Raw genomic sequence first — 25,217 nt, 5'->3', positions numbered from 1 at the left:
TTGTTATGAGATTCCATTCTCCACAAAAGCTCAAAACTATTGCCGATTTAATAGGCTCTGAATTCGTAGGTCCTGAAGACTTTGAAGTATTGGGAACCAATGAAATTCATATGGTAAAACCTGGTGACATCGTTTTTGTCAACCATCCGAAATATTACGATAAAGCGCTGAACTCTGCTGCTACAATCATTCTGATCGACAAAAAAGTAGAATGTCCGGAAGGAAAAGCACTTTTAGTTTCAGATGATCCTTTCAGAGATTTCAATAAGATCAATACTCATTTTACGAGAATATATAATTTCACTGAAGAACTTCACGATGCCGAAATAGGAGAAGGAACAAGAATCCATCGTACTGCAGTTATCGGAAACAATGTGAAGATTGGTAAGAACAGCCTTATCTTTCCTAACGTTGTAATCGGAGACAGAACTGAAATCGGTGATAACGTTATTATCCAGTCCGGAACCATTTTAGGTGGCGACGCATTCTATTACAGAAAGCTGAACGGGAATTTTGACCGTCTGATCTCCGTAGGAAATGTTGTTATTGAAAATAATGTAGAAATTGGTAATAACTGTACAATTGACAGGGGTGTTACGGATTCTACCGTAATCGGAGAAGGTTCTGTTTTGGATAACCAGATCCAGATAGGACATGACACGGTAATCGGGAAAAAATGCCTGATTGCCTCACAGGTTGGAATTGCGGGCTGTTGTATTATCGGTGATGAAGTGACACTTTGGGGTCAGGTGGGCATTGCTTCAGGAAACAAAATTGAGGGCGGATCTGTACTGCTTGGTAAAACAGGGGTGAACAGAGATCTTAAAAAAGGAACCTATATCGGGATGTTTGCAGAAGATTTCAAAGGCTATTTAAAAAAAGAAGTAAAGCTGAGAAATCTCAAATAAACTATTCACTTGGTTTTGTCTGAAATCAAAGAAAAATAAGTAAATTTGTGAGCATTAATAAAATATTTAAATAAATTAAAACATCAATAAAATGTCAATTTTAGTAAACAAAGATTCTAAAGTAATTGTACAAGGATTTACAGGGAACGAAGGTACTTTCCACGCGGGCCAGATGATTGAATACGGAACCAACGTAGTAGGCGGGGTTACTCCGGGAAAAGGAGGATCTGAGCACCTAGGAAAGCCTGTATTCAATACAGTAGCTGATGCTGTTCAGAAAGCTGGAGCTAACGTAAGTATCATTTTCGTACCACCTGCATTCGCTGCTGATGCGATCATGGAGGCTGCTGAGGCAGGTATCAAAGTTATCGTATGTATTACTGAAGGTATTCCTGTAGCAGATATGGTAAAAGTAAAATCTTACATTGCTGACAGAGACTGCAGATTAATCGGTCCAAACTGTCCGGGAATCATTACTTCTGAAGAAGCTAAAATTGGTATTATGCCAGGATTCGTTTTCAAAAAAGGTAAAGTAGGTATCGTTTCAAAATCAGGTACTCTTACTTACGAAGCTGCTGATCAGGTTGTAAAAGCTGGTTACGGGGTTTCTACAGCAATCGGTATCGGTGGTGACCCAATCATTGGAACTACTACAAGAGAAGCTTTGGAATTATTCATCAACGATCCTGAAACTGAAGCTGTAGTAATGATTGGTGAGATTGGTGGTGGATTAGAAGCTGAAGCTGCAAGATGGTACAAAGCTAGCGGATCTACTAAGCCAGTTGTAGGATTTATTGCAGGACAGACTGCTCCTAAAGGAAGAACTATGGGACACGCTGGTGCTATCGTAGGTGGTGATGAAGATACAGCTCAGGCAAAAATGCAGATTATGAGAGACAACGGAATCAACGTTGTAGATTCTCCTGCAGATATTGGTGCTACTGTTGCAAAAATTCTAGGATAATACAAAAACAAAACATATGAAAAAACTTTTATTAACCTCAGCACTGGCCCTTTCGACTATGTCTTTTGCTCAGATCGACTTTGCAAATACAAGATTCGGTGTCACGGCAGGAGGTAACTACTCCAGAGTAAGAAATGCCCATAACCCTTCTGGTCCAAGATATGCTTTTCAGGGTGGAGCTTTAGCTCTAATCCCTATCGGGAAGGCTAACCAGTTCTTTTTACAGCCGGAAGTTGTGTACTACGGTGCAGGAGAAACCGGAAAAGATAAAGACTCTAAAGGAAAAGATGGTTATGATGCAGTATATGGTAACAATTATCTGAGCGTACCTATTTATTTTAAAGGATATTTTTCTGAAGCAGAATCTGAGTTCTTTGGAATGATAGGACCAAGACTTAACTTTCTGATGAGTCAGAATGTTAAAAATGCTCCGGTAAGCAGACCATATTATGATCCGGACGTTACCGATCCTTTATATCCGTCAGTAAGCGGAAAAGCATCAAGCTTTAACCTTGCTTTAGGATTAGGGGTAGGATACAGCTATAAGAGACAGCTGGAACTAGCTCTTAAGTATGATCTAGGTCTTTCAGATACTTATCCTGATCTTGCAAAAGAAAAAGGAGGTACTGATAAGAAAAAATCTGAGCAGGTGATCAGCCTTAGCTTAAGCTATATCTTCAAATAGAATAACGAGTTATTCAAATATAAAAAATCCCGGAAATTTTAATTTCCGGGATTTTTGTTTTATATTATTTTTTGCTTAGTTTGATCTAAACGCCAGTGTTAAAAAAATTATCCTCTGATCCATTTCCAGATCTCCTTTAAAGTCGCTTTATTCCCATACATCAAAATACCTACACGGTAGATTTTTCCAGCCAGGAATATCATAAGGATAGTTGTTCCCAGTAATAATACAATAGACAAAACAATCTGCCATGCCGGAACACCAAAAGGTATTCTTGCAATCATTGCTACCGGTGAAGTAAATGGAATAATAGACAGCCAGAAGCCCAGAGGACCGTCAGGATTGTTCATCAGTGAGAAACTGCCATACATTCCCAAAGAAAGCGGTAAAATAGCAAATAAAGTGAACTGCTGGGTCTCTGTTTCATTATCTACTGCAGAACCGATAGCTGCGTAGATTGAACTGTAAAAAATATATCCCAAAAGGAAAAATACAATGAATACAAAAATGATCAATGGGAAATTCAGTTCCAGTAAGCTGTGTGAAACCTGAGTTGCAATCTGCGTAATATCCAGCTTGCTGGCCAGCTCTTCATTACCACCCGGAATGTTTTTCTGAAAAGATGAAAATCCTGTATTCAGAACCAATGCTCCGGCAACAGACATGGAGATCCAGATCAGAAACTGGGTTAAAGCAACCAGAGTTACCCCTAATATTTTACCCATCATCAGCTCAAAAGGTTTTACAGATGAAATAATGATCTCCACTACACGGTTGTTTTTCTCTTCAAGAACACTTCTCATTACCCTTACTCCATAAATGATTATAAACATAAAAGTTACATACATCAAAAGAATGCTTAAACCGCTCTTTACTCCGAAAGTGAGGTCGGAATCTTCCTTATTATTATCAGAAACATTAATGGTTTTTAAGGTAAAACCTTGATCAAGACTGTTCAGCTGGGTTTCTTGAATACCAAGCTGTTTGATCTTTTCCTTTTTGATTACATCCGTAATATCAGAAACGATCTTCTGCTTCGTATCAAAGCCCATTTTGGCATTCACAATAAGCCTTGTGCTGTTTTCCAGTTCACTGTAATTATGATCTTTCAGCTCGGGAAGGATCAGGATACCGTCAAGGGATTCGTTGTCTTTCAGATTGTTAATCTTTGCTTTCTCATCTGCGGCGGAAACAAATACATAATTCAGTTTATCATCAGATTTCAGCTGATTTGTGAAAAGTCCGCTTTTATCTACAACCTCAATAATACTGTGAGATTCGTTGGCTTTAAACATCAGTCCGATTACGCCTCCAAAACCGATCAGTAAAAGAGGGGCGAGTAATGTCAATATAATGAAGGATTTTTTCTTAACCTGTGTAAGAAACTCCCTTTTTGTAATTAAAAAAATATTATTCATAAAAATTAAGAATGATTACTTACTGCATTAATAAACACTTCATTCATGCTTGGGATTTTCTCGTCGAATGATCTTACTTTTCCTACGTTTACAAGATCCAGAAGAATATCGTTCTGTCCGCTTTCATTTTTAAGATCAAAAGAAACCAGATTATTTTCGTTGGAAAAATTGAAAATTTCATGTTTTATTTTAAAATTCTCAAACTTGGTTTCATCCAATTCAGAAAGAGTTACCCCGAAAATATTTTTCTTGAACTTCTCCCTTACGTCAAAAACTTTTCCGTCAATAATTTTCTTGGAATTATTAATCAATGCTACATAATCGCACATTTCCTCCACACTTTCCATTCTGTGCGTAGAAAGAATAATTGTGGTTCCGTTATTTTTAAGATCGATGATCTGATCTTTAATTAAATTGGCATTTACCGGGTCAAAACCAGAAAAAGGCTCATCAAGGATCAAAAGATGTGGACGGTGAAGTACAGTTACCACAAACTGGATTTTTTGCGCCATTCCTTTTGACAGTTCAGAAAGTTTCTTTTTCCACCACTGGTCTATGTTCAGCTTTTCAAACCATTTTTTGGCTTCATTAAGAGCATCGTTTTTGCTCATTCCTTTCAGTTCCCCGAAATAAAGGATCTGATCACCCACGCTCATGTTTTTATACAGCCCCCTTTCCTCAGGCATGTAACCGATGTCTCTGATGTGGCTTGGATTAAGCTTGTTTCCATTGATGAATACATCTCCGGAATCTGCCTGGGTAATTTGATTGATAATACGGATAAAGGATGTTTTCCCGGCTCCGTTTGGGCCTAGAAGACCATAAATACTGCCTTGGGGCACATGGATGCTGAAATCATCCAATGCTATTTTTTTTCCGGCACCATAAGTCTTTCTGATATGTTCAGCTTTAAGCATTAAATTGTTTTTACAATGAGTATAAAAAAGTGCTTAAAGTTACGGAATTATTAAGGCAGATTGAGGGGAAAAGAAAAAATCCTGATGATTATCAGGATTTAATTTTATTGTTTTACAATTTGAGTAACCTTTTGGGTGTTATCGCTTAAAATATAGCGAATCAGATATTTTCCGGGTTTCAGTTTTTCAATATTGATTTCTCCGGAATTCATGTTAACAGCATAGTTAGCTACCTGTGTTCCTAAAATTGAATAAAAGGTTACACTTTTGATCTTTAAAGCAGAATCTTTTGCTTTGATCAGAAGAAAATCCTTTGCTGGATTTGGGTAAGCTACCAATACACCGTCATCAGACTTCTGTGTGATGGAACCCGGCTCTCTCAGTTGTGCCTGCATATTGTTGGAAAACCCAACGAAAGCGCCTAAAAATATAAATAAAAGTAAAAGTTTTTTCATCAAATTATAATTTCTCGAATGTATTAAAACAAAAATAAACAATTCTACAATTCTATACAATAGTTTTTTATATAAGTTGTAGTAAATTTGTAGGAACTTATTCAAAAAGTATTCCAAAATGATACATTCAAGAAATAGAAGACTTAGAGTTAATGAATCTATCAGAAGTTTGGTAAGAGAAAACATTCTTACAACTGATGATTTTGTAATGCCAATCTTCGTAATGGAGGGCGAAAACCAGCAGGAAGCAATCCCGTCGATGCCGGGAATCTTCAGGAGGAGTATAGATTTGACGGTGAAGGAATGTAAGGAATTATTTTCTTTGGGTGTAAAATCTGTCAATCTGTACATGAAAGTGTCAGAGCACTTGAAAGATAACACAGGAAAAGAGGCCTGGAACAAAGACGGACTGATGCAGCAGACAATCAAGGCAATTAAAAATGCGGTTCCTGAAATGATTGTGATGCCTGATGTAGCTTTAGATCCTTATTCAATTTACGGTCACGACGGGATCATTGAAAACGGAAAAATTGTAAACGATGCTACCAATGATACGCTGGCAAGAATGTCTGTGTCACACGCTGAAGCCGGAGCCGACATTGTGGCACCAAGTGATATGATGGACGGAAGAGTACTGGCTATCCGTGAAGCTTTGGAAGAAAGCGGGTTTACAGACGTGGGAATTCTGAGCTATTCTGCCAAATATGCAAGTTCATTCTATGGACCTTTCAGAAGTGCTCTGGATAGTGCCCCGAAAGATAATATGGAAATTCCGAAAGATAAAAAGACCTATCAGATGGATTTTCACAACTCACGTGAAGCTCTGAACGAAGTTTTTAAAGATATTGATGAAGGGGCAGATATCATTATGATCAAGCCGGGACTTCCTTATCTGGATATCGTTTCCAAAGTTCGTGAAGCCATAGATCTTCCGGTAGCAGTTTACAATGTGAGTGGAGAATATGCTATGGTAAAAGCTGCTGCACAGAACGGATGGCTGGATAATGATAAAACAATTATTGAAAGCCTTACTTGTTTCAAGAGAGCCGGAGCAGATATGATCTTTACTTATTTTGCGAAGGAAGCTGCAATGATTTTGAATAAATAGAAAAATCATCATTAGAAATAAAAAACACCTCAACTTGAGGTGTTTTATTTTTTTTACGAAACATGTATTACTAGGATTTTCTCCATTATAGCAGTAATGTAAATGTTTTTTGGACAATTCATTACATGATGTTAAAATCTTTTCCTTTCGTGAATTTTGCTGCAAAAGGAGCCTGATTCCCTGAATATTTTAAAACAAAGTGTTTCTTTGTGTCTGTATCTATTTTGGCATCTACTTCTACATCCTGTGTCTGAAAACTGACATCCAGCCCAACTCCTGAATCTTTTTCCAGAAAGATTTCCACACTTTCAGCATAAAAAAGAGAAGTACTTAAATAATTGAATTTAATATTTTTTCTGTAGGTCTTGGATTTGCTCTGTGTAAACAAAGAATAATTCTTCAGAATTTCAATTCCCGGAGTATCAATGTTGGTAATTCTGGATTTTGTTACCCCGTTTACTCTTACTGAAAAGTTTTTGGCATTTTTAATATTTCCGTTCACTCCAATATTAAACAAAGAAGGCAGAGACAGGCCATATTCGATCATGCTGTCTTTTGTGAATTCAAAATCCGGGATCAGTGCAGGATTTTTGGGTGTGTTAATCAGCTGTTCTTTTACGGTATTAAGGATGTCTCCGGAAAACAGGTATCCTATGAGATTGTTACCGGTAGTTCTCCAGTTTCTTCCGTTCCATTCAAAGATCTCACAAAGCAATGTATCTGTGGAAGAATGGGGAAGAAGATCCATATCCTGCCATTTGAAAACTTCTTTGGCATAAGGTCTTCGGTCAACAATATTAATACCCAGATCCAGGGCAAGAAGATCTGTCAGGTCTTGATTACTTTCCATATTATTTTATTCTTGATTTAGTGGTATAAAATTATGGAAATAAAAATAATAAACGAATATATTAAACGATTAGCAGGGCTTTGAAATATTTATAACTTAATTAATCCTATAGCCAGCCTTTTCTTCCGTAAACATAGGTGTCATCAAACTGCTTATCGCTCATAAAAAGGTATAGGATCCCTTCAATAAAAGGTATAATAGATGCTGCTCCAAAAGTGATAATATTAAGAACAAGCTGGATCACACCTTCTTTTGTATAGCCTAAATAAAATTTATTCAAAGCCAGCCAGCCTACAAGAATTCCCAGGATTGCTGCAGGAATTTTCTTTTCTGAGCGGTAAGGGACATTATTCTGCTGATTTTGATTCTGTGTATCTTCTGTTTTTGTATAACCGTAATTTTCCATTGTAATTTTCTTTGTGATGAGTAAATGATTTCTCAATATGTCGGATAAAATCCTAAGGAGTTACAGAATAGCTGTTTAAATTTTGTATAAATAAATGCTGGACAGAGCCGAAGCATCTTCATAAAAATCATTTCCTTTTGAAAAGTTTCAAAAGGAAATGATTATAATATTTAGTTTTAGAAACTACTTCACAGAAATCTCATCCACAAAAATATAAGCCTCACCACCTGCTCCCTGATGCCATTCCGGGAGCTTTCCATAGTAATAGGCCTTTATTTTGATGTACCGTGCCTCGGTAGGTAAAATCTCTGCTTCGAAATCTTTGATCTGTACTTTTTCATCTTTGGCATCCATTGTATTGTCGATGCTTTTCAGAAGAATAAAATCTTTTCCGTTCATTGAAGCATAATATTCCACTTTTTTAGGCATCAGGATCCATGCTCTGCTGTCCTGCAGATAAGTAGAGGATAATTTTGTGATCTGCTGAGGAGACTTCAAATCAATTACCGCTTCAAAATCCTGACCCTGATAGCCCTGCCATTCACCTTTTCTCCAGTTTACATCACCTCTGATTCCGTCAATCAGTGCCAGTTTTCCATTTGCAGTATATTGCGGATTAACTTTTGAATTGACTGTGATATCCCAATAATTAGGCCTTCTGCTAAAATTCGCTACTGTTACAGAGCTTTTCTCTCCATTTCTTTCAGAATAAGCATGAACCTGAGTTGTCTTACTGATTGTGAAAGGAGCTTTATATGCGGTAAAAGTTTTTCTTACATTAGCATCGCTTTCACTCAAAGTCATATAATATACTTTGTCGCCCGGATTCAGAGGAGTGATCTGAACCTTTGCAGAAAAATCGAAGATCCTGTCTGATGCAATAACCGGTGCTGCAGTCAGTTGTGTATATTTAAAATCCTTTGCCGGTTTGCTGTTTTCGAAAGCTAGTTTTTGAAGTTCAGATTTACTTGTATTCTTTGTGATTACTTTTGTTGTGCCATCTTCCAGATGAATTTTAACCTCATCAAAATAAGGTGTTGCCGTCTGCCATTCCGGAAGCCCGGGAGTAACAGAGTAGATTCCCAGTGAGCTTAGAATATACCATGCACTCATCTGGCCACAGTCTTCGTTTCCAATAAGGCCGTCCGGTGTATTTTTATAAAAATTATCAAGAATATATTTGATCTTGGCATCTGTTTTTTCAGGTTTATCTACATAATTATACAGATAAGCAATGTGATGGCTAGGCTCATTTCCTTGCGCATACTGGCCCATCAGACCTGTGATATCCGCCTGTTCTCTTCCCGTTGTTTTATCCGAAGCTGAGAAAATAGCATCAATGAACTGTTCAAATTTATCTTTGCCGCCATGTGCTGTTATGAGTCCTGGAATATCCTGCTGTACAGAATAGGAATAATGCCATGAATTTCCCTCCGTATAATTATTATTGACCTCTCTTGGATCAAAAGGCTCATACCAGTTTCCGTTTTTTCTCGGCTGCATAAAGCCGTTGTTCGGATTATAAAGGTTTTTCCAGCTCTGGGAGCGTTTCATAAAGTACTGATAATCCTCCTTTTTACCTAAAATTTTAGCCATTTGGGCAATACACCAGTCGTCGTAGGCATATTCCACCGTTTTGGAAACACTTTCAGATTCATCATCCATGCTGATATAGTTATTCTGTTTGTATGCATTTAAACCGAAAATATCCAGCATGGCAGAATTTTTTGACGCCTGAAATGCTTTTTCATAATCAAAACCCTGAATACCTTTGGCCATAGCATCTGCAATCACGGAAACAGAATGATAGCCGATCATACATTCCGTTTCATTGGAAGCCAGTTCCCAGACAGGAAGTTTTCCGCCCTGCTCATACTGTCTGATAAAGGTGTTGATGAAATCTGCCGTTCTTTTTCTGTCAATCAGTGTCATCAGCGGATGTGCAGCCCTGAATGTATCCCAAAGTGAGAATACAGAATAATAGTCAAAGCCATTTGTCGTATAAAGCTTATTGTCACGGCCTCTATATTTTCCATCCACATCCATATTGATGTTGGGTTGAGTAAAAACATGATATAAAGCTGTATAAAAAACAGAAATCTTGTCCTTATCATCAGATTTAACCTCAATTTTCGAAAGCTCTTTATCCCAATCGCTTTCAGCCTGTTTTTTTACCATTTCAAAATCATTGGATTTTCCTTCTGCAAGCATATTTTTTTCTGTCCCTTCATAGCCTGTAGGGGAAACTGCAACTTTTACGCTGATCTTTTCTCCTTTTTTAACATCAGATGAAAAGGCCAGAGCAAGTCTGGTTCCTATGAAAAAATGGTCTTCCTGTTTCCCGTTAACATCTTTTTTTGAAATTTTCATCGGTTTTGAAAACTCAACTCTGGCGTAGATATACTGATTCGTAGCCCAGGCTTCACTTCTTCTGAAAACCTCGATGGTTTTATCATCAATAATTTTTACTTCCCCTTCCAGCAGTTTATCCCGGTGGTTGAGGTCCAGAATAATGTTTGCTTTTCCTGCATTATTAAAAGTATATTCGTGATAACCGACTCTTTTGGTAGTAGTCAGACGGACATCAATATTGTTTTTGTCTAATTTAACAGAATAAAATCCAGCGGATGCCTTTTCATTCTTATGCGAAAATTTAGACGAATAATCTTTAGAATTCAAGCTTGCATTTCCCATCGTAGGCATGAGCATAATATCTCCATAATCTGAAACCCCGGTTCCGTTGAGGTGCGTATGGGAAAATCCGTAGATCACAGAGTCTGAATAATGGTAACCGCTGCAGCCATCCCAACTACCATCTATCCTTGTATCCGGCGAAAGCTGTACCATCCCGAAAGGAACAATGGCTCCGGGGAATGTGTGACCATGGCCTCCGGTTCCTATAAAAGGATTTACATATCGGGAATAATTCTGGGAATATATGATCTGGGCAATGAATAGCGAAAAAACTGCCAGTCTTTTTTTCATAACATCAATTTATACCAACGAATATATTGAAAAAACTGCAGAACCTTATGTAACGAAAGAAAGATAAAAATTGTCTTATTAAAAATTAATATCACATAATAAATGAAGAAAACACTACTTTCGGTGGCCATGCTGATGCCGGTTCTTGCTTTTTCACAGCGTATAACGGGGAAAATAGCACAGACAGGAAATATTAGTTCATATATAGAAATTATAGCGGTTAAAGATCAGAACAGACAGTCTGCAATTTCGGACGAGAAGGGAAATTATACCCTGAAATTACCTGAAAACGGAGTCTACAATATAAAGCTGATACAAGATGGAACGGAAGTTTCAACATCAGAAATCACAGTAAATGGTGACATGAAGCAGGATTTTTTCATTGAAAAAAAGCAGGAGAAGCAGATTGAAGGCGTTACTCTTACCGCCAGGAAAAAGTTAATTGAAAGAAAAGCGGACAGGCTGATCTTTAATGTATCCAATTCTGTTGCTTCCCAGGGAATGGATGGTGCAGAAGCTTTGGCAACCACACCGCTGCTTAAAGTGGATGATAATTCCGGGATTGCCATTGCCGGGAAAAGCGGTGTTGCCGTTATGATCAATGAAAGAATACTGAATCTTTCCGGAAGTGAGCTGGTGACCTATCTTAAAAGCTTAAGATCTGAGAATATTGAAAAAATTGAAGTAATAACCACACCTCCTGCAAAATATGAAGCACAGGGAAACAGCGGCCTGATCAATATTGTTTTAAAGAAAAACCAGAACCTGGGCTGGAGCGGAAGCCTTACTACAGGTCTTCAGCAACAGACCTATACAGGAATTTCAAACAGTGCAGCAGTCAATTACCAGAATGAAAAACTGCGGGCATCAGTGAAGGTAAGACAATCTGACTCCGAAAAGCATTCTTATGAAAATTATACAATAGAAGGTTCAGATGGCCTGAAAAGTTCTGATGACAGGAGAGATTTTGGTGACGGGATCGGTGCCAATTTAAGTATTGATTACCGGTTAAATGTTAAGTCTAACGTAGGATTTATTTACGACCGCGGATTCGGGCATTCCAATATGGATATTGAAAATACGTCAGATTATTTTCAGAACGGAAATTATACGAATACACTGTCTACCTATGCAGAACACCGTGCTAAAAACCAGCAGCAAACCATAAGCGCTTATTATGATCTTAAATTCGGAAAGAGGGACAATAAGCTGAGCATTACCGGAAATTATTTTTCCAATATTCCGAAGAGCCTGATTGATTTTACCACAACAGAAAGTTCAGGTGAAAGCTTTGTGGTCAGGACACCTTCCACAGTCAATTATAAAATTTATTCAGGTCAGGCAGATCTTACATTACCTTTTCCATTTGCCAAAACGGAAACAGGAGTAAAGTTTACTAATTTTGATAATAACTCAGACATCTCCTACCAGAACTTCACCAACGGAAGTTTTATCACAGATCCTCTGAAAAGCAATGTTTTTGAATATAATGAAAAAAATTATGCAGCCTATTTAAGTTTTGAAAAGGATTTCAATGAAAAATGGTCGGCAAAAGCAGGAATCCGGTACGAATATTCTACAGTAAACGGAAACTCTGTAACTTCGGGTCAGCAGACGGAAAGTTCTTACGGCAAGTTTTTCCCTACGGCCTACGTTACCTATAAAAGTAATGAGAATAATACTTTCAGTTTAAATTATTCCAAAAGAATCAACAGACCGGGATTCCGTGCGATCAATCCATATCGCTGGTATATCAATGTCAATTCATATTTTACGGGGAATCCTCTGTTGAAGCCATCCATCAATCATAATTTTGAACTTTCCCATGTTTACAAAGGAAAGCTTTCAACATCTGCCTATTTCCAGAGAACGGTAGATGCTTTTGATCAGCTGGCCAATCTTCAGGGGGAAAACAGGATCAGCACTTTTGAGAATTTCTATAATCAGAACAGTATGGGAGTTACGGTAAATTATTCAGATACTTTCTTCAAATTCTGGGAAGTGAATTATGCTGCAGACCTGTCTTATATGGAAACAAAGGTTTTTTCCACCGATGCTGCATCCCGAAAAGGAAGCAGTTATGATTTTAACTTTCAAAACAATCTTTCCCTCAATAAAAGTAAAACAGTACAGCTGATTTTTAACTACTGGTTCCGGTTGCCGTCCAATTCCGGAAATGTATATATGAATTATGCAGGAAATTTCACATCAGGACTTAAATTAAGTCTAATGGAGAAAAGCCTGCAGATGAATTTATTTGTTTCCGATATTTTCAAACAGTCAAGGAGCAGGGGAGAAATTTACTATACCACAGGAACTCATTTTTACAATAATTATTATGATGCAAGACGGCTTACGTTATCGGCAACCTATACTTTTGGAAACAAAAAAGTGAAGGGAACAGATCGTAATGTAAGATTTGATGAGAAAAACAGGGCAAATTAGAATTTTAAACAAGCTTCTGTTAATGAGAATTTTCTACGTGGAATGTTATGTTATTTATCACATCAGGTTATAGATTTTATTGATTCTAAATTGTCGAAAAAATCCGTAAATTTGTGAACAATTTATATTTAGTATGTTGACGAAAGAAAAGGTACAGGATTTCCTTAAAGAGATAGAAGTAGACGATTTGGTGAATAATATTCAAATTATGGGTAACGATGTGTATATTGACATGACGGCCCATTCACCTGCTATGCACGAAAAGAAAAAGCTGGAGGCAGCAATGAAGCAGGCATTTGCCAGTGAATTTGGAGAAGATATTCATTTAAAACTTAAAATTGTTTCTCCGGAACCAAGCGAGATTCAGCAAAGCCAGATTAAAGGCAAGCAGATTCCGGGAATTCAGAATATTATTGCTATTGCTTCCGGAAAAGGAGGGGTAGGAAAATCTACAGTTGCTGCGAACATGGCAGTTACTTTAGCTAAAATGGGTTTCAAGGTAGGATTACTGGATGCCGATATTTATGGGCCATCTGTTCCTACCATGCTTGATACAGAAGGTGAAAAGCCGATTTCTGTAGAAGTTGACGGAAAAAGTATGATGAAGCCTGTTGAAAATTACGGAGTGAAAATGCTTTCTATAGGATATTTCTCCGGAGCCAATCAGGCCGTAGTATGGAGAGGTCCTATGGCTTCAAAAGCTCTGAACCAGATGATCAGAGATGCAGCATGGGGAGAGCTTGACTTCTTATTGATTGACCTTCCGCCGGGAACAGGAGATATTCATTTATCTATCATTCAGGAAGTGCCTGTAACGGGTGCTGTGATCGTAAGTACACCTCAGCATGTGGCATTGGCAGACGTAAGAAAAGGAATTGCCATGTTCCAGATGGAAAGTATTAACATTCCGGTTCTTGGATTAATCGAAAATATGGCGTATTTTACGCCGGAAGAACTTCCTGATAATAAGTACTATATCTTTGGAAGACAGGGAGCTCAGTATCTTGCTGAGGATCTGGGGATTCCGGTATTGGGAGAGATTCCTTTGATCCAGAGTATAAGAGAAGCGGGAGATGTCGGAAGACCTGCAGCGCTTCAGGAAGGCTCTAAAATTGCAGATATCTATACCGAAACGGCAAGAAATATGGTGGAAAGTCTTGTAGAAAGAAATAAAAACCTTCCTCCTACAGAAGCTGTAAAGATTTCGACTATGGCAGGATGCTCGCCGAAAGCTAAAAAATAATTAATTTCAATTGAGTTTGAAAAAAACCGAATTGAACGAAGAAAAATATGGAAACAAATATAACACACGAAGATACAGTAACAAGAGTAATGGAAGCTCTGGAAAGCATCAGACCGTTTCTGAACAAGGATGGAGGTGATATTGAGCTTATTGACGTGAAAGACAACCAGGTTTTTGTAAAACTTCTGGGTAACTGTTCCGGGTGTTCGCTGAATTTCTCAACCCTGAAACTGGGCGTAGAAAACACCATCAAGCAGCACGCTCCGGAGATTGAAAAAGTAATCAATGTAGAGTAAAAAATTACACGAAATATTTTTTAAAGACAGGTTTTTCAGCCTGTCTTTTTTTTGCTGTGGTTTTAGGTAAAAATTACTTTTTCAGATATTTTACAAATCAATCATTTTCCTTGTTTAAAGGGTTGTTTTACAAGGATTTTTATTGGTTTTATTGATTTTTTTTAGTTATATTTGTTCAAAACACATCTTTATGTTTGAATTTCTGCAAAATTTAGAACCGCTTCATCAGGGGTTCTGGTATACAGCCATAGCGGCCAGCTTTATCTTTTTAATTCAAACGGTTCTTACTTTTATCGGAGGAAGCCATGGTGATGTAATGCACGCTGATTTTAGCGGGGACAGCCATGCAGATACTCCTTTTCAGTTATTTTCTTTCCGAAATCTGATCAACTTCCTTTTAGGATTCGGATGGAGTGGTGTGGCATTCTATAGCTCAATAGGAAACAAATCACTGCTGATTTTTGTAGCAGTTCTCATCGGGGCCGGATTTATATTTTTATTCTTTATCCTTATCCTTCAGATCATGAAACTTACGGAAGACAATACCTTTAAACTGGAAAATCTTATCGGAAAGGCAGGTGAGGTCTATCTTACCATTCCGGCAGATATGAGCGGTAAAGGAAAAATCACAATTTCTGTGAACGGAACAAGCCATGAACTCCCGGCGATGACGGAAGAGAAAGAAAATATCCCATCCGGAGATTCGGTGAGGGTAACTTACATTTATGACAAGATTCTTGTTGTTTCAAAAATTTAATTCATTATCAACCATTTTATAAAAACTACTTATGGAAATACCAGGAACTCTCATTCTTACATTAGTTATTGTACTTGTACTATTCGTCACATTTTTAGCCCTTATTTCCAGGTATAAAAGATGTCCGTCGGATAAAATTTTAGTTATTTACGGTAAAACAGGAGGCAGCTCGGCAAAATGTATTCACGGAGGCGGTGCATTTGTATGGCCTGTTATTCAGGATTATGCTTATCTTGATCTGAAACCGATTTCTATTGAGGCTAATCTTACCAACGCCTTATCCAGACAGAACATTCGTGTGGATGTACCATGCCGATTTACCATTGCTATTTCAACAGAACCGGATTCTATGGGGAATGCTGCTGAAAGATTATTAGGATTGTCACAGGAGCAGATCCAGGAGCTTTCCAAAGATATTCTTTTCGGGCAGCTGCGTTTGGTGATTGCAACAATGACCATTGAAGAAATTAACTCAGACAGAGACAAATTCTTAGATAATATTTCTAAAAACGTAGACACGGAACTAAAGAAAATTGGTTTAAAGCTGATTAACGTAAACGTAACGGATATCAGAGACGAATCCGGATATATTGAAGCTTTGGGTAAAGAAGCGGCTGCAAAAGCTATTAACGAAGCCATCATCAGTGTTGCAGAGCAGACGAAAATCGGGGAAACCGGAAAAGCCATTGCTGACAGGGAAAAAGATACTCAGATTGCAGAAACCCAGAGAGACAGAGATGTAAAGATTGCAATCACACAAAAAGATAAGGAGATCAGTATTGCTGCAGCCATAAAAGACGAATCTATCGGTAAGGCTGAAGCAGAAAAGGAGTCCAGAATTGCTACCTCATTGGCAAACTCTATTGCCGTAAAAGGAGAGAACGAAGCCAAAATTACCATTGCCAATTCCGATGCCGAAAGAAGAGAAAAAGAAGCTGAGGCATTAAGAATTGCTACAGCTGCAGAAAAAGTACAGGCTGCAAGATCACTGGAGGAATCTTATCTGGCAGAACAGAAAGCCGAAGCCGCAAGAGCAGAAAGAGAACGCTCTACACAACAGGCCAATATTGTTGTACATGCAGAAATTGCAAAACAAAAAGCAATCATTGACGCCCAGGCTGAAGCAGAAAAAATAAGATTACAGGCAAAAGGAGAAGCAGACGCTATTTTCGCTAAAATGGAAGCTGAAGCAAAAGGTCTTTATGAAATCCTGACTAAACAGGCAGAAGGTTATGATAAGGTTGTACAGGCAGCAGGCGGTGATACAAACAGTGCCTTCCAGTTACTGTTAATTGAAAAACTTCCGGAACTCGTTAAAACTCAGGTTGAAGCCGTTAAAAATATTAAAATCGATAAAGTTACGGTCTGGGACAGCGGAAACGGGCAGGATGGAAACAGTTCTACCGCTAATTTTGTTTCGGGAATGATGAAGACAGTTCCACCTTTGAATGATCTGTTTAATATGGCAGGACTTAATTTACCGGATTATTTAAAAGGAAAGCCGGATGAGGTTAAGAAAGAGATTATTACGGTTCCTGAGAAAAAAGAGAAAAAGAATTTTGATAATATGAATCCGGAAACTCCGGAAACAGAGACTCCGAAAGCGTAATATTAAAATATTGGAGATATAATTCAGGCGGAAAGCGAAGCTTTCCGCCTGAATCTTTTTACTTTAAGTAATCATTAAATTTTTGAATGATGTCTGCAAAAGAATTTATGACAAATTTTTCTGAATTGTTTATTCCTCCAGGTTTATAGTGTGCAATTTTATTTCTAAGTTTTCTTATTTCATCAATTTTATTAATGAACACCTCCTTATCAATATTTTTTAGATTTAGATTATTCCAATTTTCTTCTTGAGTGAATATTTTTATATATTCTCCATATGTTAGATCGTGAACATCTTTTTGAGTAGGAATATTTCTTTGACGAATAATTTCTCTAATAGAGTCTTCTATAATTCCTAACTTTAAAAATGGAATAATAAATTCTTTAAATTGAATTGTCATGTCATACGTAGTAATTATACCCAGTAAATTTTCAGAATCATCTGTTACTAATATATAGTCTTTCTTTGCAATTAATTTTATATAATCCAAAAAATCACCATTTTCCTTTACTATGGCAGGTTCTTCAAGATAGTCGATAATTTTTTCATTATTCTTGCCAACAGCTTCATTTTTCCCAATAGATTTCCAACTTATAGCTCCAAAAATTTTTCTATTATTATCTAAAACTGGAATTTGTGAAAAATCATTTAATAGCATTAAAGATTTGGCTTTATCAATGGTATCATCGATGGAGCAAACTATTACTTCATCAGATTTATTGATGAATTGTGATACTTTAAAAGTTTTTTTCATTGTTATATGGTTTTTATGATAAAATTAAGATTTTAAAAATAAAAAGCCCCGGAAAATCCGGAGCTTCTATCAACTAAATCATATATGTTATTTTACAATAACCCTTTTGATATCACCTTCTGAAGTTTTAATTAAATAAACCCCTGTAGAAAGTTTATAAGTGTCTATCGTTAAAGCTTTTTTCTCTTTTCCAAGTATTTTTCCTGACATATCGTAAAGCTCATAATCCTGTGCTCTGTTAAAATAAAGCGTATTTCCTTTAGTTACAGGATTAGGAAACACATTGAATGTCGCTTTTTCAGTTTTTACTTCACCCGTTCCCAATGTAGCAGGAGAAGCTACTTCATACATAGATAATGTTCCGCTGATCTCATTGGCAATAATAATATAACCTTTGCCGGTTGTCGTATTTCCCGGAGCTATGTAAGTGATACCTTCAGGTCCATTATCACCACTGTAAGCAGAAGTAGAGCGTGAGTGTTTGTAATCTGTAAATGTTGGATTATTGGGATCTGTAATATTATACACCATTACCCCTCCGGTTCTTTCAAGAGTGATAAAAGCATAAGTTTGCCCGTTGATAGTGGCTAATGCAACTCCTTCCGGTTCGGGACCTTTGGCACGGCTTCTGTTTTTGGCCCCGTTGCCTTCATTATCAGCATTAAAAATCAGTGGATGATTGGCTGCAATATATCTTTCGAAATGGTCACCGCTATCATAAACCAGCTGTTTTGTATCTGCATTGAAAATAGAGAATGAACGCGCTCCCAAAGCCGTAATTTCTTCAAAATCCGAATCTCCGTCCGTATTTCCGGTTGCACTTGAAACCCTGAACCTTCCCAGATTATGAGAAGCCTTTAAAACAGAAGCCTGAGGAAATAATACAGGATCCAGCATATAGGTATTTGCTCCCACCGTTGTTCTTTCGCTATATCCTGAAAGATCTTTTTCATCCCCTTCATTTGCCGTTACGATATAATTGGTATTTCCTATTTTGTAATTCTGAACAGCGTCAGGAATATAATAGGCTTTCACCGGCCAGTTGGCAATTAATACTTCTCCGTTATTGTCGGAAGCATCAAAACCATTCCCCGGAAGACTCATATCCTTTTTACCCAACCCCCAGATTCCTGTAATTGCTTTTGTGGCCAAATTGATTTCAGCTACTGCATTGTTTTCCTGAAGCGTCACCCATGCTTTCTGGCTGTCTGAACTTACCGTTACATATTCAGGTTCCAGATCCTGGGAAAGTGTATTGTTTGTCCTCACTTTTCTCAATCCTGTTGTGGCTAAAACTGCAGTCTGAGAATCGAAACTATTAAAATTAAGTGTTGTGACATTACTTTGCGCAAGATTTCCTATGCCTCCTGAGATATCAATAATGCTGATTGTTCCTTCAGGATCTACAGTGTAAGCATCATTCGGTTCACCTTCATTAGCAGTGATTACTTTGGTTCCATCCGGAGTGAAAGTTACCATGTCGGGAAGAGCACCTACAGTAATCTGTTTCAGAAAATTTCCATTAATATCAAAGAAAACTACAGAACCATTCTGTTGCGGATCTGCATTTGGAGAAGCAGCAGCAATAATTCCGTTTTTAACCGCAATACTTGTAATTCCTCCATATGGAGCCATATTCACAGTTCTAACCACTGACAGCGCTGCAGGATTGCTGAAATCAATAATATCAAAAACATCCGTAAGCGAACTGATGGTAAATAATTTCTGTGCAGCAGGATCATGAACTACAATTTCCGTAGAACTGTTATTGTTTCCTGAAGGATCAAAACTTCCCACATAGTTCAGCTGGATCTGTCCGGAAGGAACCGGAGCTGGCTTATCATTGTCAACAATATAAACAGTTGCCGTATTATCTCCGGAAATTGTTGTTCCTGTTGGATTTTCAAGACTTACTACAAAATATTCAGCCTGCTGTTCCTCCAGTGTATCATCAATGATCGGAATATTTACAGTGTAGCTCGTTGCAGAAGGTGTAATATTGATCGTTTGGTTGGCTAGTGTGAAATCATTACTATCTGCTGTACTAAACGGTGCAGGCTTTACAACAAGATTCACAGTAGCTGTAGAAGGATTGGTAACATTGATCTTTAATGCCAGAACTCCTGCATGTTCATTCACCTTGATGAAATTCTTATCCAGAGAAACCGTTGTTCCGGCAGTTGTAAAGATACTTGAAGTTGCCGTTGTAACAGCATTATCACTTAAATCTTCTACCATATTCTGTTTCAGACCCAGATAATATGCCTGCCCTGGAATAAGGGCTGCAGAAGGAATTACTGTGATCTTATTATTGTTAAAAGTCGTAGTGAAGGGAACCTGAGTGCCCGAAGGATTTCCTGTACGGAATTCTACAAGGCTTTGTGCATTAGAATCGGTGATCGCGGAATTATCTGTAAGTCTTACATTTTCATTAAAAGAAATAGAAGGATTTACAGAAATTGAAGCATTATTTGTGTTGTGAGTGGGGAAATAAGCAGCAGTGGGAGGTGTAATATCTGTTCCTCCTGCAGCTGCAGCATCTACTGTAAAATTATCAAAACGGTTATTTCCTCCCGTTCCACCTCCTGTAGCAGAGAATTCTACTCTTAATTTAAAATTCGGGTTATTGGAAACTCCTGAAACTGCAGAAAAATCAAAAGTAACCAGTTGAGGATTGGCATCCTGAGGATTTACAGTCTGATAGGGAATAAAAGTAGTTCCATCTGTTGAATAGAACCAGGCCTGAGTTCCCGCACCCTGTCCTGATCTCCTTGTTGTAAACTTTACGATAGCATTCTGGTAACCCGTGGTAGGAAGATTGAACTGTAGTGCTCCTCCGATTGGATTATTAAACCTTAGATGGGTTCCCGAAGGATCGCCGTTTCGTGCATTGAAATTATCAGTATTGAAATTTTGCCCCGTACCTCCTGCAAAGTCTATTTCGCTTGTCCCTCCTGCCACAGCGGTAAGTGAGCCGTTGAGAAGAGTAGAAGAAGGAGTGGTGATAGACGCTGCAGACGTATTATTATTAAAATTCCAGTAATGAATAAGTGTCTGTCCGAAAAGTCCGCTTTGAAGGAAAAATGCGGCAATGACAGATCCTTTTAAGAGATAATTGTTGGTCATTTTTTACTTGCATTAGTTTGATGCAAAAATGAACTTTATACACTGCAAGTATCTTAATGGAATTTTAAGAAATGTTTAATAAAAAGATAACAGTTATAATTGAAAGGCGAAATAAGAAGAAAATGACATGAGGATAAGACAAATTTTGCAAACCAGCTTATCTGTCTTTTTAATCTCCTTTGTTCTGATATTTTATTCAGTCACTTTACTTCCTGAGAGATTCAGGGTTTTATTTGAAGAACTTTTCTCTTCCAGAGGATGTTTCTGCATATAGAAAAATCCTGAAATAGCAATCAGAACCAGAAGTACAAAAACAACAAGAATTATTCTTTTTATCATATCTCTCATATTGCCAGATTTTTAATGTCCCTAATTTCTAAAGTGGCTGTAGGATAGCCTTTATGTACAGCATTGATCATTGCTCTGCCCACTTCGTGTAAAGTTAGTGATTTTGAAGGTAATATAACAGGAAAAAACCAAATAAATGGCTTAAAGAACCATTTTACATTGATTTGACCCTCAACGGGTTTCATAAATCCAGGGCGGAAATTGAATGCATTCCTGAAACCCATTTTTTTCAAAGCATTTTCAGTTCTGCCTTTTACTCTTGCCCACATTAGTTTTCCACTTTCTGTACTGTCGGTAGATGCTCCTGAAACATAATTGAAAACCATTTCAGGGTTCTGGTTCAGGACCGCCTGGGCAAAATGAATTGTCGTATCATAGGTGATCTTCGTATAATCTTCCTCATTCATACCTACACTACTGATTCCTGCACAGAAGAAACAGGCATCATAATCTTTCAGTTTTTCATCATTAACGTCTATAGATAAAAAGTCCGGAACTAGATATTCTTTGAGCTTTGGGTGCTTTTTTCCTGAAGGTTTTCTGCTTACGCTTAATATTTCGGAAACATTAGGATTTTCAAGGCATTCCATTAAAACACCTTCGCCTACCATACCGGTTGCTCCTGTAAGAATTATTTTGATCGGATTCATTTTTTTTCTGTTGATATTATGTATGACGTACTGTCATTTAGTTTTACTTTAAATTTAATGTAAAAATTTTACATCTTTGAGAATAATATTCTGAGATTTGATTTGCTTACCAACGGATTAGTCAGATCTGCACAGATTTTATATTCTGAATGTATTATGAAAAAGATTGCCTGTCATTGCTTCGCTTCGCTCGCAACGACAAGTTTACACAAACAGAAACCAGCCAAAAAATAGCTGGTTTTCAAATATATTATGTCTGAAATTTACTTTTTTTCGTGCAGTTTACTGTAAATATTATGGATAAGTCCGTCAGCTACTGAAATCTTAGGAACAAATATCCTGTTAATATCAGACCATGACATGACATTATTAAATATTCTCAAAGCGTGCACGAGAACATCAGCTCTGTCTTCTCTAAGATTGTGCTTGGTCATTCTTTCTGCTACGGAAAGTTCATTAAACTCTTTATATACCTTTTTAAGATGAGAAAGCGTCATTGGTTTTCCATCTTTGGTTTTGCTCATTGAGAAAACTTTGTTGATATTTCCTCCGGAACCGATAGCTACAATTGGTTTTTTGCTGACAATATTCTTTTTGATCTCAGCTTTCATGTCCTGCCAGTTTTCTGCAGATACCAGGTTGTTCAGAAGACGGATTGTTCCGATATTGAAGGATTTTTCGTAGACCATTTTTCCGTTCTCGTAAAAAGTAAGCTCCGTAGAACCACCTCCCACGTCAATGTACAGATAGGCAAATTCTTTGTCAAGACCCTCTGCAACATGGTTTTCATAAACAAGGGTTGCTTCCTCATCACCGGAAATAATTTCTATATTGATTCCTGAGGTTTCCTGAACCAACTGGATGATTTCATTTCCATTGGAGGCATCACGCATGGCGCTGGTGGCACATGCCCTGTAATGGTCTACCTTATAGATCTTCATAAGGTCGCTGAAAATCTTCATAGAGTCGATGACCATTTTTTCTCTTTCTTCACCAATCATCCCCATGGTGAAAACATCCATACCAAGCCTCAAAGGAATTCTTAAAAGGTTTAATTTTATAAATTCAGGTTTTCTGTTGCTGATCTTTACTTCATTGATCAGAAGTCTGGCGGCGTTGCTTCCTATATCTATCGCTGCGATCTTCATTTTTTGCTTGTTTTAGCTTTTAAATATTTGTAGGTTTCTATTTGAGAACGGCACTCCTTTTTATCATTCCTTACATACTCGTTGCTCAATTTTTTGTCTAAAATACGAGCTTTTACGTTATCTCTCAACTGAATGTCAAGAATATCTTTCAATTCTTTCTTAAGTTCCTTATCTGTGATCTTTGCAGCGGCTTCAATTCTGTAATCCAGATTTCGTGTCATCCAGTCTGCTGAAGAGATGTATATGTCTTCTGCTCCTTTATTATAGAAATACATTACCCTTGCATGTTCCAGGTATTCATCCACAATGCTTATAGCCTTTATTTTTTCTTTAAATTCCTTCTGGTTAACTGCGCAGTAGATTCCTCTTACAATAGCTCTTGTCACTACTCCTGCATTTGCAGCTTCATATAGTTTCTCGATAAGGGCCCTGTCGCTCATGGAATTAACCTTAACAATGATCTCAGCTTTTCTTCCTGCCTTGGCTTCTTCAATTTCCTTATCAATATGATGTACGATTTTTTCACGCATAAACTGTGGACATATCAACAGGTTTTTGCAGGTTTTCAGAACAGGAAGGAAATCATCTTTCGGTTTTTTGAGGACATTAAATACTTTATTGATATCTGCCATGATGCCACGGTCAGAGGTCATCAGTAAATGATCACCATAGATCCTTGCTGTTTTCTCGTTGAAATTTCCAGTACTTACAAAACCATACTGAATTGTTTTATTGTGTGATCTTTTCTTGATTATACATAGCTTGGCGTGTACTTTTTTATTCGGAAGACCTACCAGAACAGTGATTCCCTCAGGCTCGAACATTTCTTTCCACTGCAGGTTGGATTCTTCATCGAATCTTGCCTGAAGTTCCAGCATAACCGTTACTTCTTTACCGTTTCTCGCTGCATAAATCAGGGCATTACTGATCTTTGAGCTGCCGGCAAGACGGTAAGCAGTAATCTGTATAGATTTTACATCAGGATCCATCGCTGCTTCACGCAGAAGATCAATCACCGGATTATATTTGTGGTAAGGGAAAGTGAGCAAAACATCATCCTTTAAGATAACATCCGTTACCCTTTCACCGTTTTCAAAAGCCTGATGGGTGAAAGAGGTTCTTTCAACAGGTCTTTCATAGGTTTCAAAAACATCAGGAAAATCCATAAAGTGCTTGAAATTATGAATTTTTCCGCCCGGAATAATGCTGTCTTTTTTCGTTAAATTTAATTTCCTGATCAAAAGCTCCAGCAAGGCTTTATCCATATCTTTATCGAAAGCAAAACGGGTAGGTTTCCCCTTTCTCCTGTTTTTAAGCCCCTTTTCTATTTTTTCTGCAAAGTTGGTACGAATGTCATTATCCAGTTCCAGCTCGGCATCCTTTGTTACTTTAAAAGCATTGGCAGCAAATTCGTCATAGCCGAAATACGAAAAGATATGCGGAAGGTTGAATGTAATAACATCTTCAAGCAGCATGACGTTTTTTTCTTCAGGATCTTCCGTAGGCAACAGGACAAATCTTCCTACAAAACGTGAAGGAATTTCAATAATTGCATAATTGCTGGAATACTGCCAGTCCTTTTTTCTCATAGCAACCCCCAGATAGAGACTTTTGTCCCTCATATAAGGCATGGGCGTATTTTCATGAAGCAGGATAGGGATCACATTGGATTCAACGACTTCATCGAAATACTGTCTTACAAATTCCTTCTGTCTGGAAGTTAGGTTTTTAGCATTTTTAATGAAAACTTTATGACCGGCCATTTCAGACTGGATGTGTTTCCAGGTCTTGTCAAAATTCTGCTGCTGCCTGATCACAATTTCATTGATCCGCTGAAGAATCTTTGAAGGCGGCTGATAGAAAGATTCGGCAATTACTTTTTCTTTAAAATCCATTGCACGCTTTAATCCGGCTACCCGCACCCTGAAAAATTCATCTAAATTGTTGGAAAAAATTCCCAGAAAACGTATTCTTAAGTGTAAAGGGACATTTTCGTCCATAGCTTCCTGTAAAACCCTTTCATTAAAAGCAAGCCATGTGATATCTCGCGGATTGAAGTGTACTGACATTCTAAAGTTTATATTTTATCAAAAATAGCAATTCGTAAAGTTTAATTCATATTTCTAAGGTTAAACTTTGATTAAT

Annotated in this window: 21 protein-coding genes; 9 read left to right on the top strand and 12 right to left on the bottom strand. The window is 37.5% G+C overall.

Translation table 11 applies throughout. The features are described from left to right. Nucleotides 1-5: 5 nt before the first annotated feature. From ACQWU4_RS06265 to ACQWU4_RS06255, 3 genes are all read left to right on the top strand, one after another. Complete coding sequence (locus ACQWU4_RS06265) at nucleotides 6-908, top strand: UDP-3-O-(3-hydroxymyristoyl)glucosamine N-acyltransferase (protein ID WP_429934916.1); 903 nt, start codon at nucleotides 6-8, stop codon at nucleotides 906-908. 91 nt (nucleotides 909-999) lie between these two features. Further along, entirely contained in the window at nucleotides 1,000-1,872 is an 873-nt protein-coding gene (gene sucD, locus ACQWU4_RS06260; protein WP_040997883.1) for a succinate--CoA ligase subunit alpha, read from the top strand. Nucleotides 1,873-1,888: 16 nt separating this feature from the next. Continuing rightward, complete coding sequence (locus ACQWU4_RS06255) at nucleotides 1,889-2,557, top strand: porin family protein (RefSeq protein WP_429934915.1); 669 nt, start codon at nucleotides 1,889-1,891, stop codon at nucleotides 2,555-2,557. A 107-nt stretch (nucleotides 2,558-2,664) separates the two neighbouring features. On the opposite strand, the gene ACQWU4_RS06250 is transcribed toward ACQWU4_RS06255, so the two are convergent. The 3 genes from ACQWU4_RS06250 to ACQWU4_RS06240 form a co-directional block, all read right to left on the bottom strand. After that, complete coding sequence (locus ACQWU4_RS06250; protein WP_429934914.1) at nucleotides 2,665-3,975, bottom strand: ABC transporter permease; 1,311 nt, start codon at nucleotides 3,973-3,975, stop codon at nucleotides 2,665-2,667. A gap of 5 nt (nucleotides 3,976-3,980) precedes the next feature. Beyond that, the gene (locus tag ACQWU4_RS06245) at nucleotides 3,981-4,892 is read right to left on the bottom strand and encodes an ABC transporter ATP-binding protein (protein ID WP_429934913.1); all 912 of its coding nucleotides are present in this window, start codon (nucleotides 4,890-4,892) and stop codon (nucleotides 3,981-3,983) included. 104 nt (nucleotides 4,893-4,996) lie between these two features. Next, nucleotides 4,997-5,347: a T9SS type A sorting domain-containing protein gene (locus tag ACQWU4_RS06240; protein ID WP_429934912.1), complete on the bottom strand. Its 351-nt coding sequence runs from the start codon at nucleotides 5,345-5,347 to the stop codon at nucleotides 4,997-4,999. A gap of 118 nt (nucleotides 5,348-5,465) precedes the next feature. Here ACQWU4_RS06240 and hemB point away from each other — a divergent pair, with 118 nt between their 5' ends. Next, nucleotides 5,466-6,455, top strand: a complete 990-nt coding sequence (hemB, locus tag ACQWU4_RS06235) for a porphobilinogen synthase (RefSeq protein ID WP_429934911.1) — start codon at nucleotides 5,466-5,468, stop codon at nucleotides 6,453-6,455. A gap of 121 nt (nucleotides 6,456-6,576) precedes the next feature. Here the strand turns inward: hemB and ACQWU4_RS06230 are convergent, their stop codons facing one another. The 3 genes from ACQWU4_RS06230 to ACQWU4_RS06220 form a co-directional block, all read right to left on the bottom strand. Further along, the gene (locus ACQWU4_RS06230) at nucleotides 6,577-7,305 is read right to left on the bottom strand and encodes a hypothetical protein (RefSeq protein WP_429934910.1); all 729 of its coding nucleotides are present in this window, start codon (nucleotides 7,303-7,305) and stop codon (nucleotides 6,577-6,579) included. A gap of 106 nt (nucleotides 7,306-7,411) precedes the next feature. Further along, nucleotides 7,412-7,711 (bottom strand): TM2 domain-containing protein, encoded by a 300-nt coding sequence (locus ACQWU4_RS06225; protein WP_429934909.1) that lies wholly within the window; start codon nucleotides 7,709-7,711, stop codon nucleotides 7,412-7,414. 183 nt (nucleotides 7,712-7,894) lie between these two features. Beyond that, complete coding sequence (locus ACQWU4_RS06220; RefSeq protein ID WP_429934908.1) at nucleotides 7,895-10,696, bottom strand: GH92 family glycosyl hydrolase; 2,802 nt, start codon at nucleotides 10,694-10,696, stop codon at nucleotides 7,895-7,897. A gap of 102 nt (nucleotides 10,697-10,798) precedes the next feature. Here ACQWU4_RS06220 and ACQWU4_RS06215 point away from each other — a divergent pair, with 102 nt between their 5' ends. The 5 genes from ACQWU4_RS06215 (at nucleotide 10,799) to ACQWU4_RS06195 (ending at nucleotide 17,046) form a co-directional block, all read left to right on the top strand. Further along, a complete protein-coding gene (locus ACQWU4_RS06215) occupies nucleotides 10,799-13,141 on the top strand; it encodes a TonB-dependent receptor domain-containing protein (RefSeq protein WP_429934907.1) in 2,343 nt (780 codons plus the stop codon). A gap of 133 nt (nucleotides 13,142-13,274) precedes the next feature. Continuing rightward, nucleotides 13,275-14,384, top strand: a complete 1,110-nt coding sequence (locus tag ACQWU4_RS06210; RefSeq protein WP_429934906.1) for an Mrp/NBP35 family ATP-binding protein — start codon at nucleotides 13,275-13,277, stop codon at nucleotides 14,382-14,384. A 47-nt stretch (nucleotides 14,385-14,431) separates the two neighbouring features. Beyond that, complete coding sequence (locus ACQWU4_RS06205) at nucleotides 14,432-14,680, top strand: NifU family protein (protein ID WP_002977212.1); 249 nt, start codon at nucleotides 14,432-14,434, stop codon at nucleotides 14,678-14,680. A 190-nt stretch (nucleotides 14,681-14,870) separates the two neighbouring features. After that, on the top strand, nucleotides 14,871-15,437 hold the full coding sequence (locus ACQWU4_RS06200; RefSeq protein WP_429934905.1) for a serine protease: 567 nt from the start codon (nucleotides 14,871-14,873) through the stop codon (nucleotides 15,435-15,437). Nucleotides 15,438-15,468: 31 nt separating this feature from the next. Then, the gene (locus ACQWU4_RS06195) at nucleotides 15,469-17,046 is read left to right on the top strand and encodes a flotillin family protein (protein WP_429934904.1); all 1,578 of its coding nucleotides are present in this window, start codon (nucleotides 15,469-15,471) and stop codon (nucleotides 17,044-17,046) included. A gap of 58 nt (nucleotides 17,047-17,104) precedes the next feature. On the opposite strand, the gene ACQWU4_RS06190 is transcribed toward ACQWU4_RS06195, so the two are convergent. From ACQWU4_RS06190 to ppk1, 6 genes are all read right to left on the bottom strand, one after another. Beyond that, nucleotides 17,105-17,800: a CBS domain-containing protein gene (locus ACQWU4_RS06190; RefSeq protein WP_429934903.1), complete on the bottom strand. Its 696-nt coding sequence runs from the start codon at nucleotides 17,798-17,800 to the stop codon at nucleotides 17,105-17,107. 87 nt (nucleotides 17,801-17,887) lie between these two features. Then, nucleotides 17,888-20,926, bottom strand: a complete 3,039-nt coding sequence (locus ACQWU4_RS06185) for a choice-of-anchor I family protein (RefSeq protein ID WP_429934902.1) — start codon at nucleotides 20,924-20,926, stop codon at nucleotides 17,888-17,890. Nucleotides 20,927-21,118: 192 nt separating this feature from the next. Then, nucleotides 21,119-21,265 (bottom strand): hypothetical protein, encoded by a 147-nt coding sequence (locus ACQWU4_RS06180; protein ID WP_429934901.1) that lies wholly within the window; start codon nucleotides 21,263-21,265, stop codon nucleotides 21,119-21,121. Nucleotides 21,266-21,270: 5 nt separating this feature from the next. Next, nucleotides 21,271-21,924 carry an NAD-dependent epimerase/dehydratase family protein gene (locus ACQWU4_RS06175; protein WP_429934900.1) on the bottom strand — a complete coding sequence of 218 codons (654 nt, stop codon included), beginning with the start codon at nucleotides 21,922-21,924 and terminating at the stop codon, nucleotides 21,271-21,273. A gap of 263 nt (nucleotides 21,925-22,187) precedes the next feature. Beyond that, complete coding sequence (locus ACQWU4_RS06170; RefSeq protein WP_429934899.1) at nucleotides 22,188-23,072, bottom strand: exopolyphosphatase; 885 nt, start codon at nucleotides 23,070-23,072, stop codon at nucleotides 22,188-22,190. Beyond that, complete coding sequence (ppk1, locus tag ACQWU4_RS06165) at nucleotides 23,069-25,141, bottom strand: polyphosphate kinase 1 (protein WP_429934898.1); 2,073 nt, start codon at nucleotides 25,139-25,141, stop codon at nucleotides 23,069-23,071. The genes ACQWU4_RS06170 and ppk1 overlap by 4 nt, the downstream gene beginning before the upstream one ends. Between the last annotated feature and the right edge of the window lie 76 nt (nucleotides 25,142-25,217).

Source organism: Chryseobacterium sp. MIQD13, assembly GCF_050496705.1.
In the GTDB taxonomy this organism is placed as follows: domain Bacteria; phylum Bacteroidota; class Bacteroidia; order Flavobacteriales; family Weeksellaceae; genus Chryseobacterium.
This window is presented reverse-complemented; position numbering and strand designations above follow the sequence as displayed.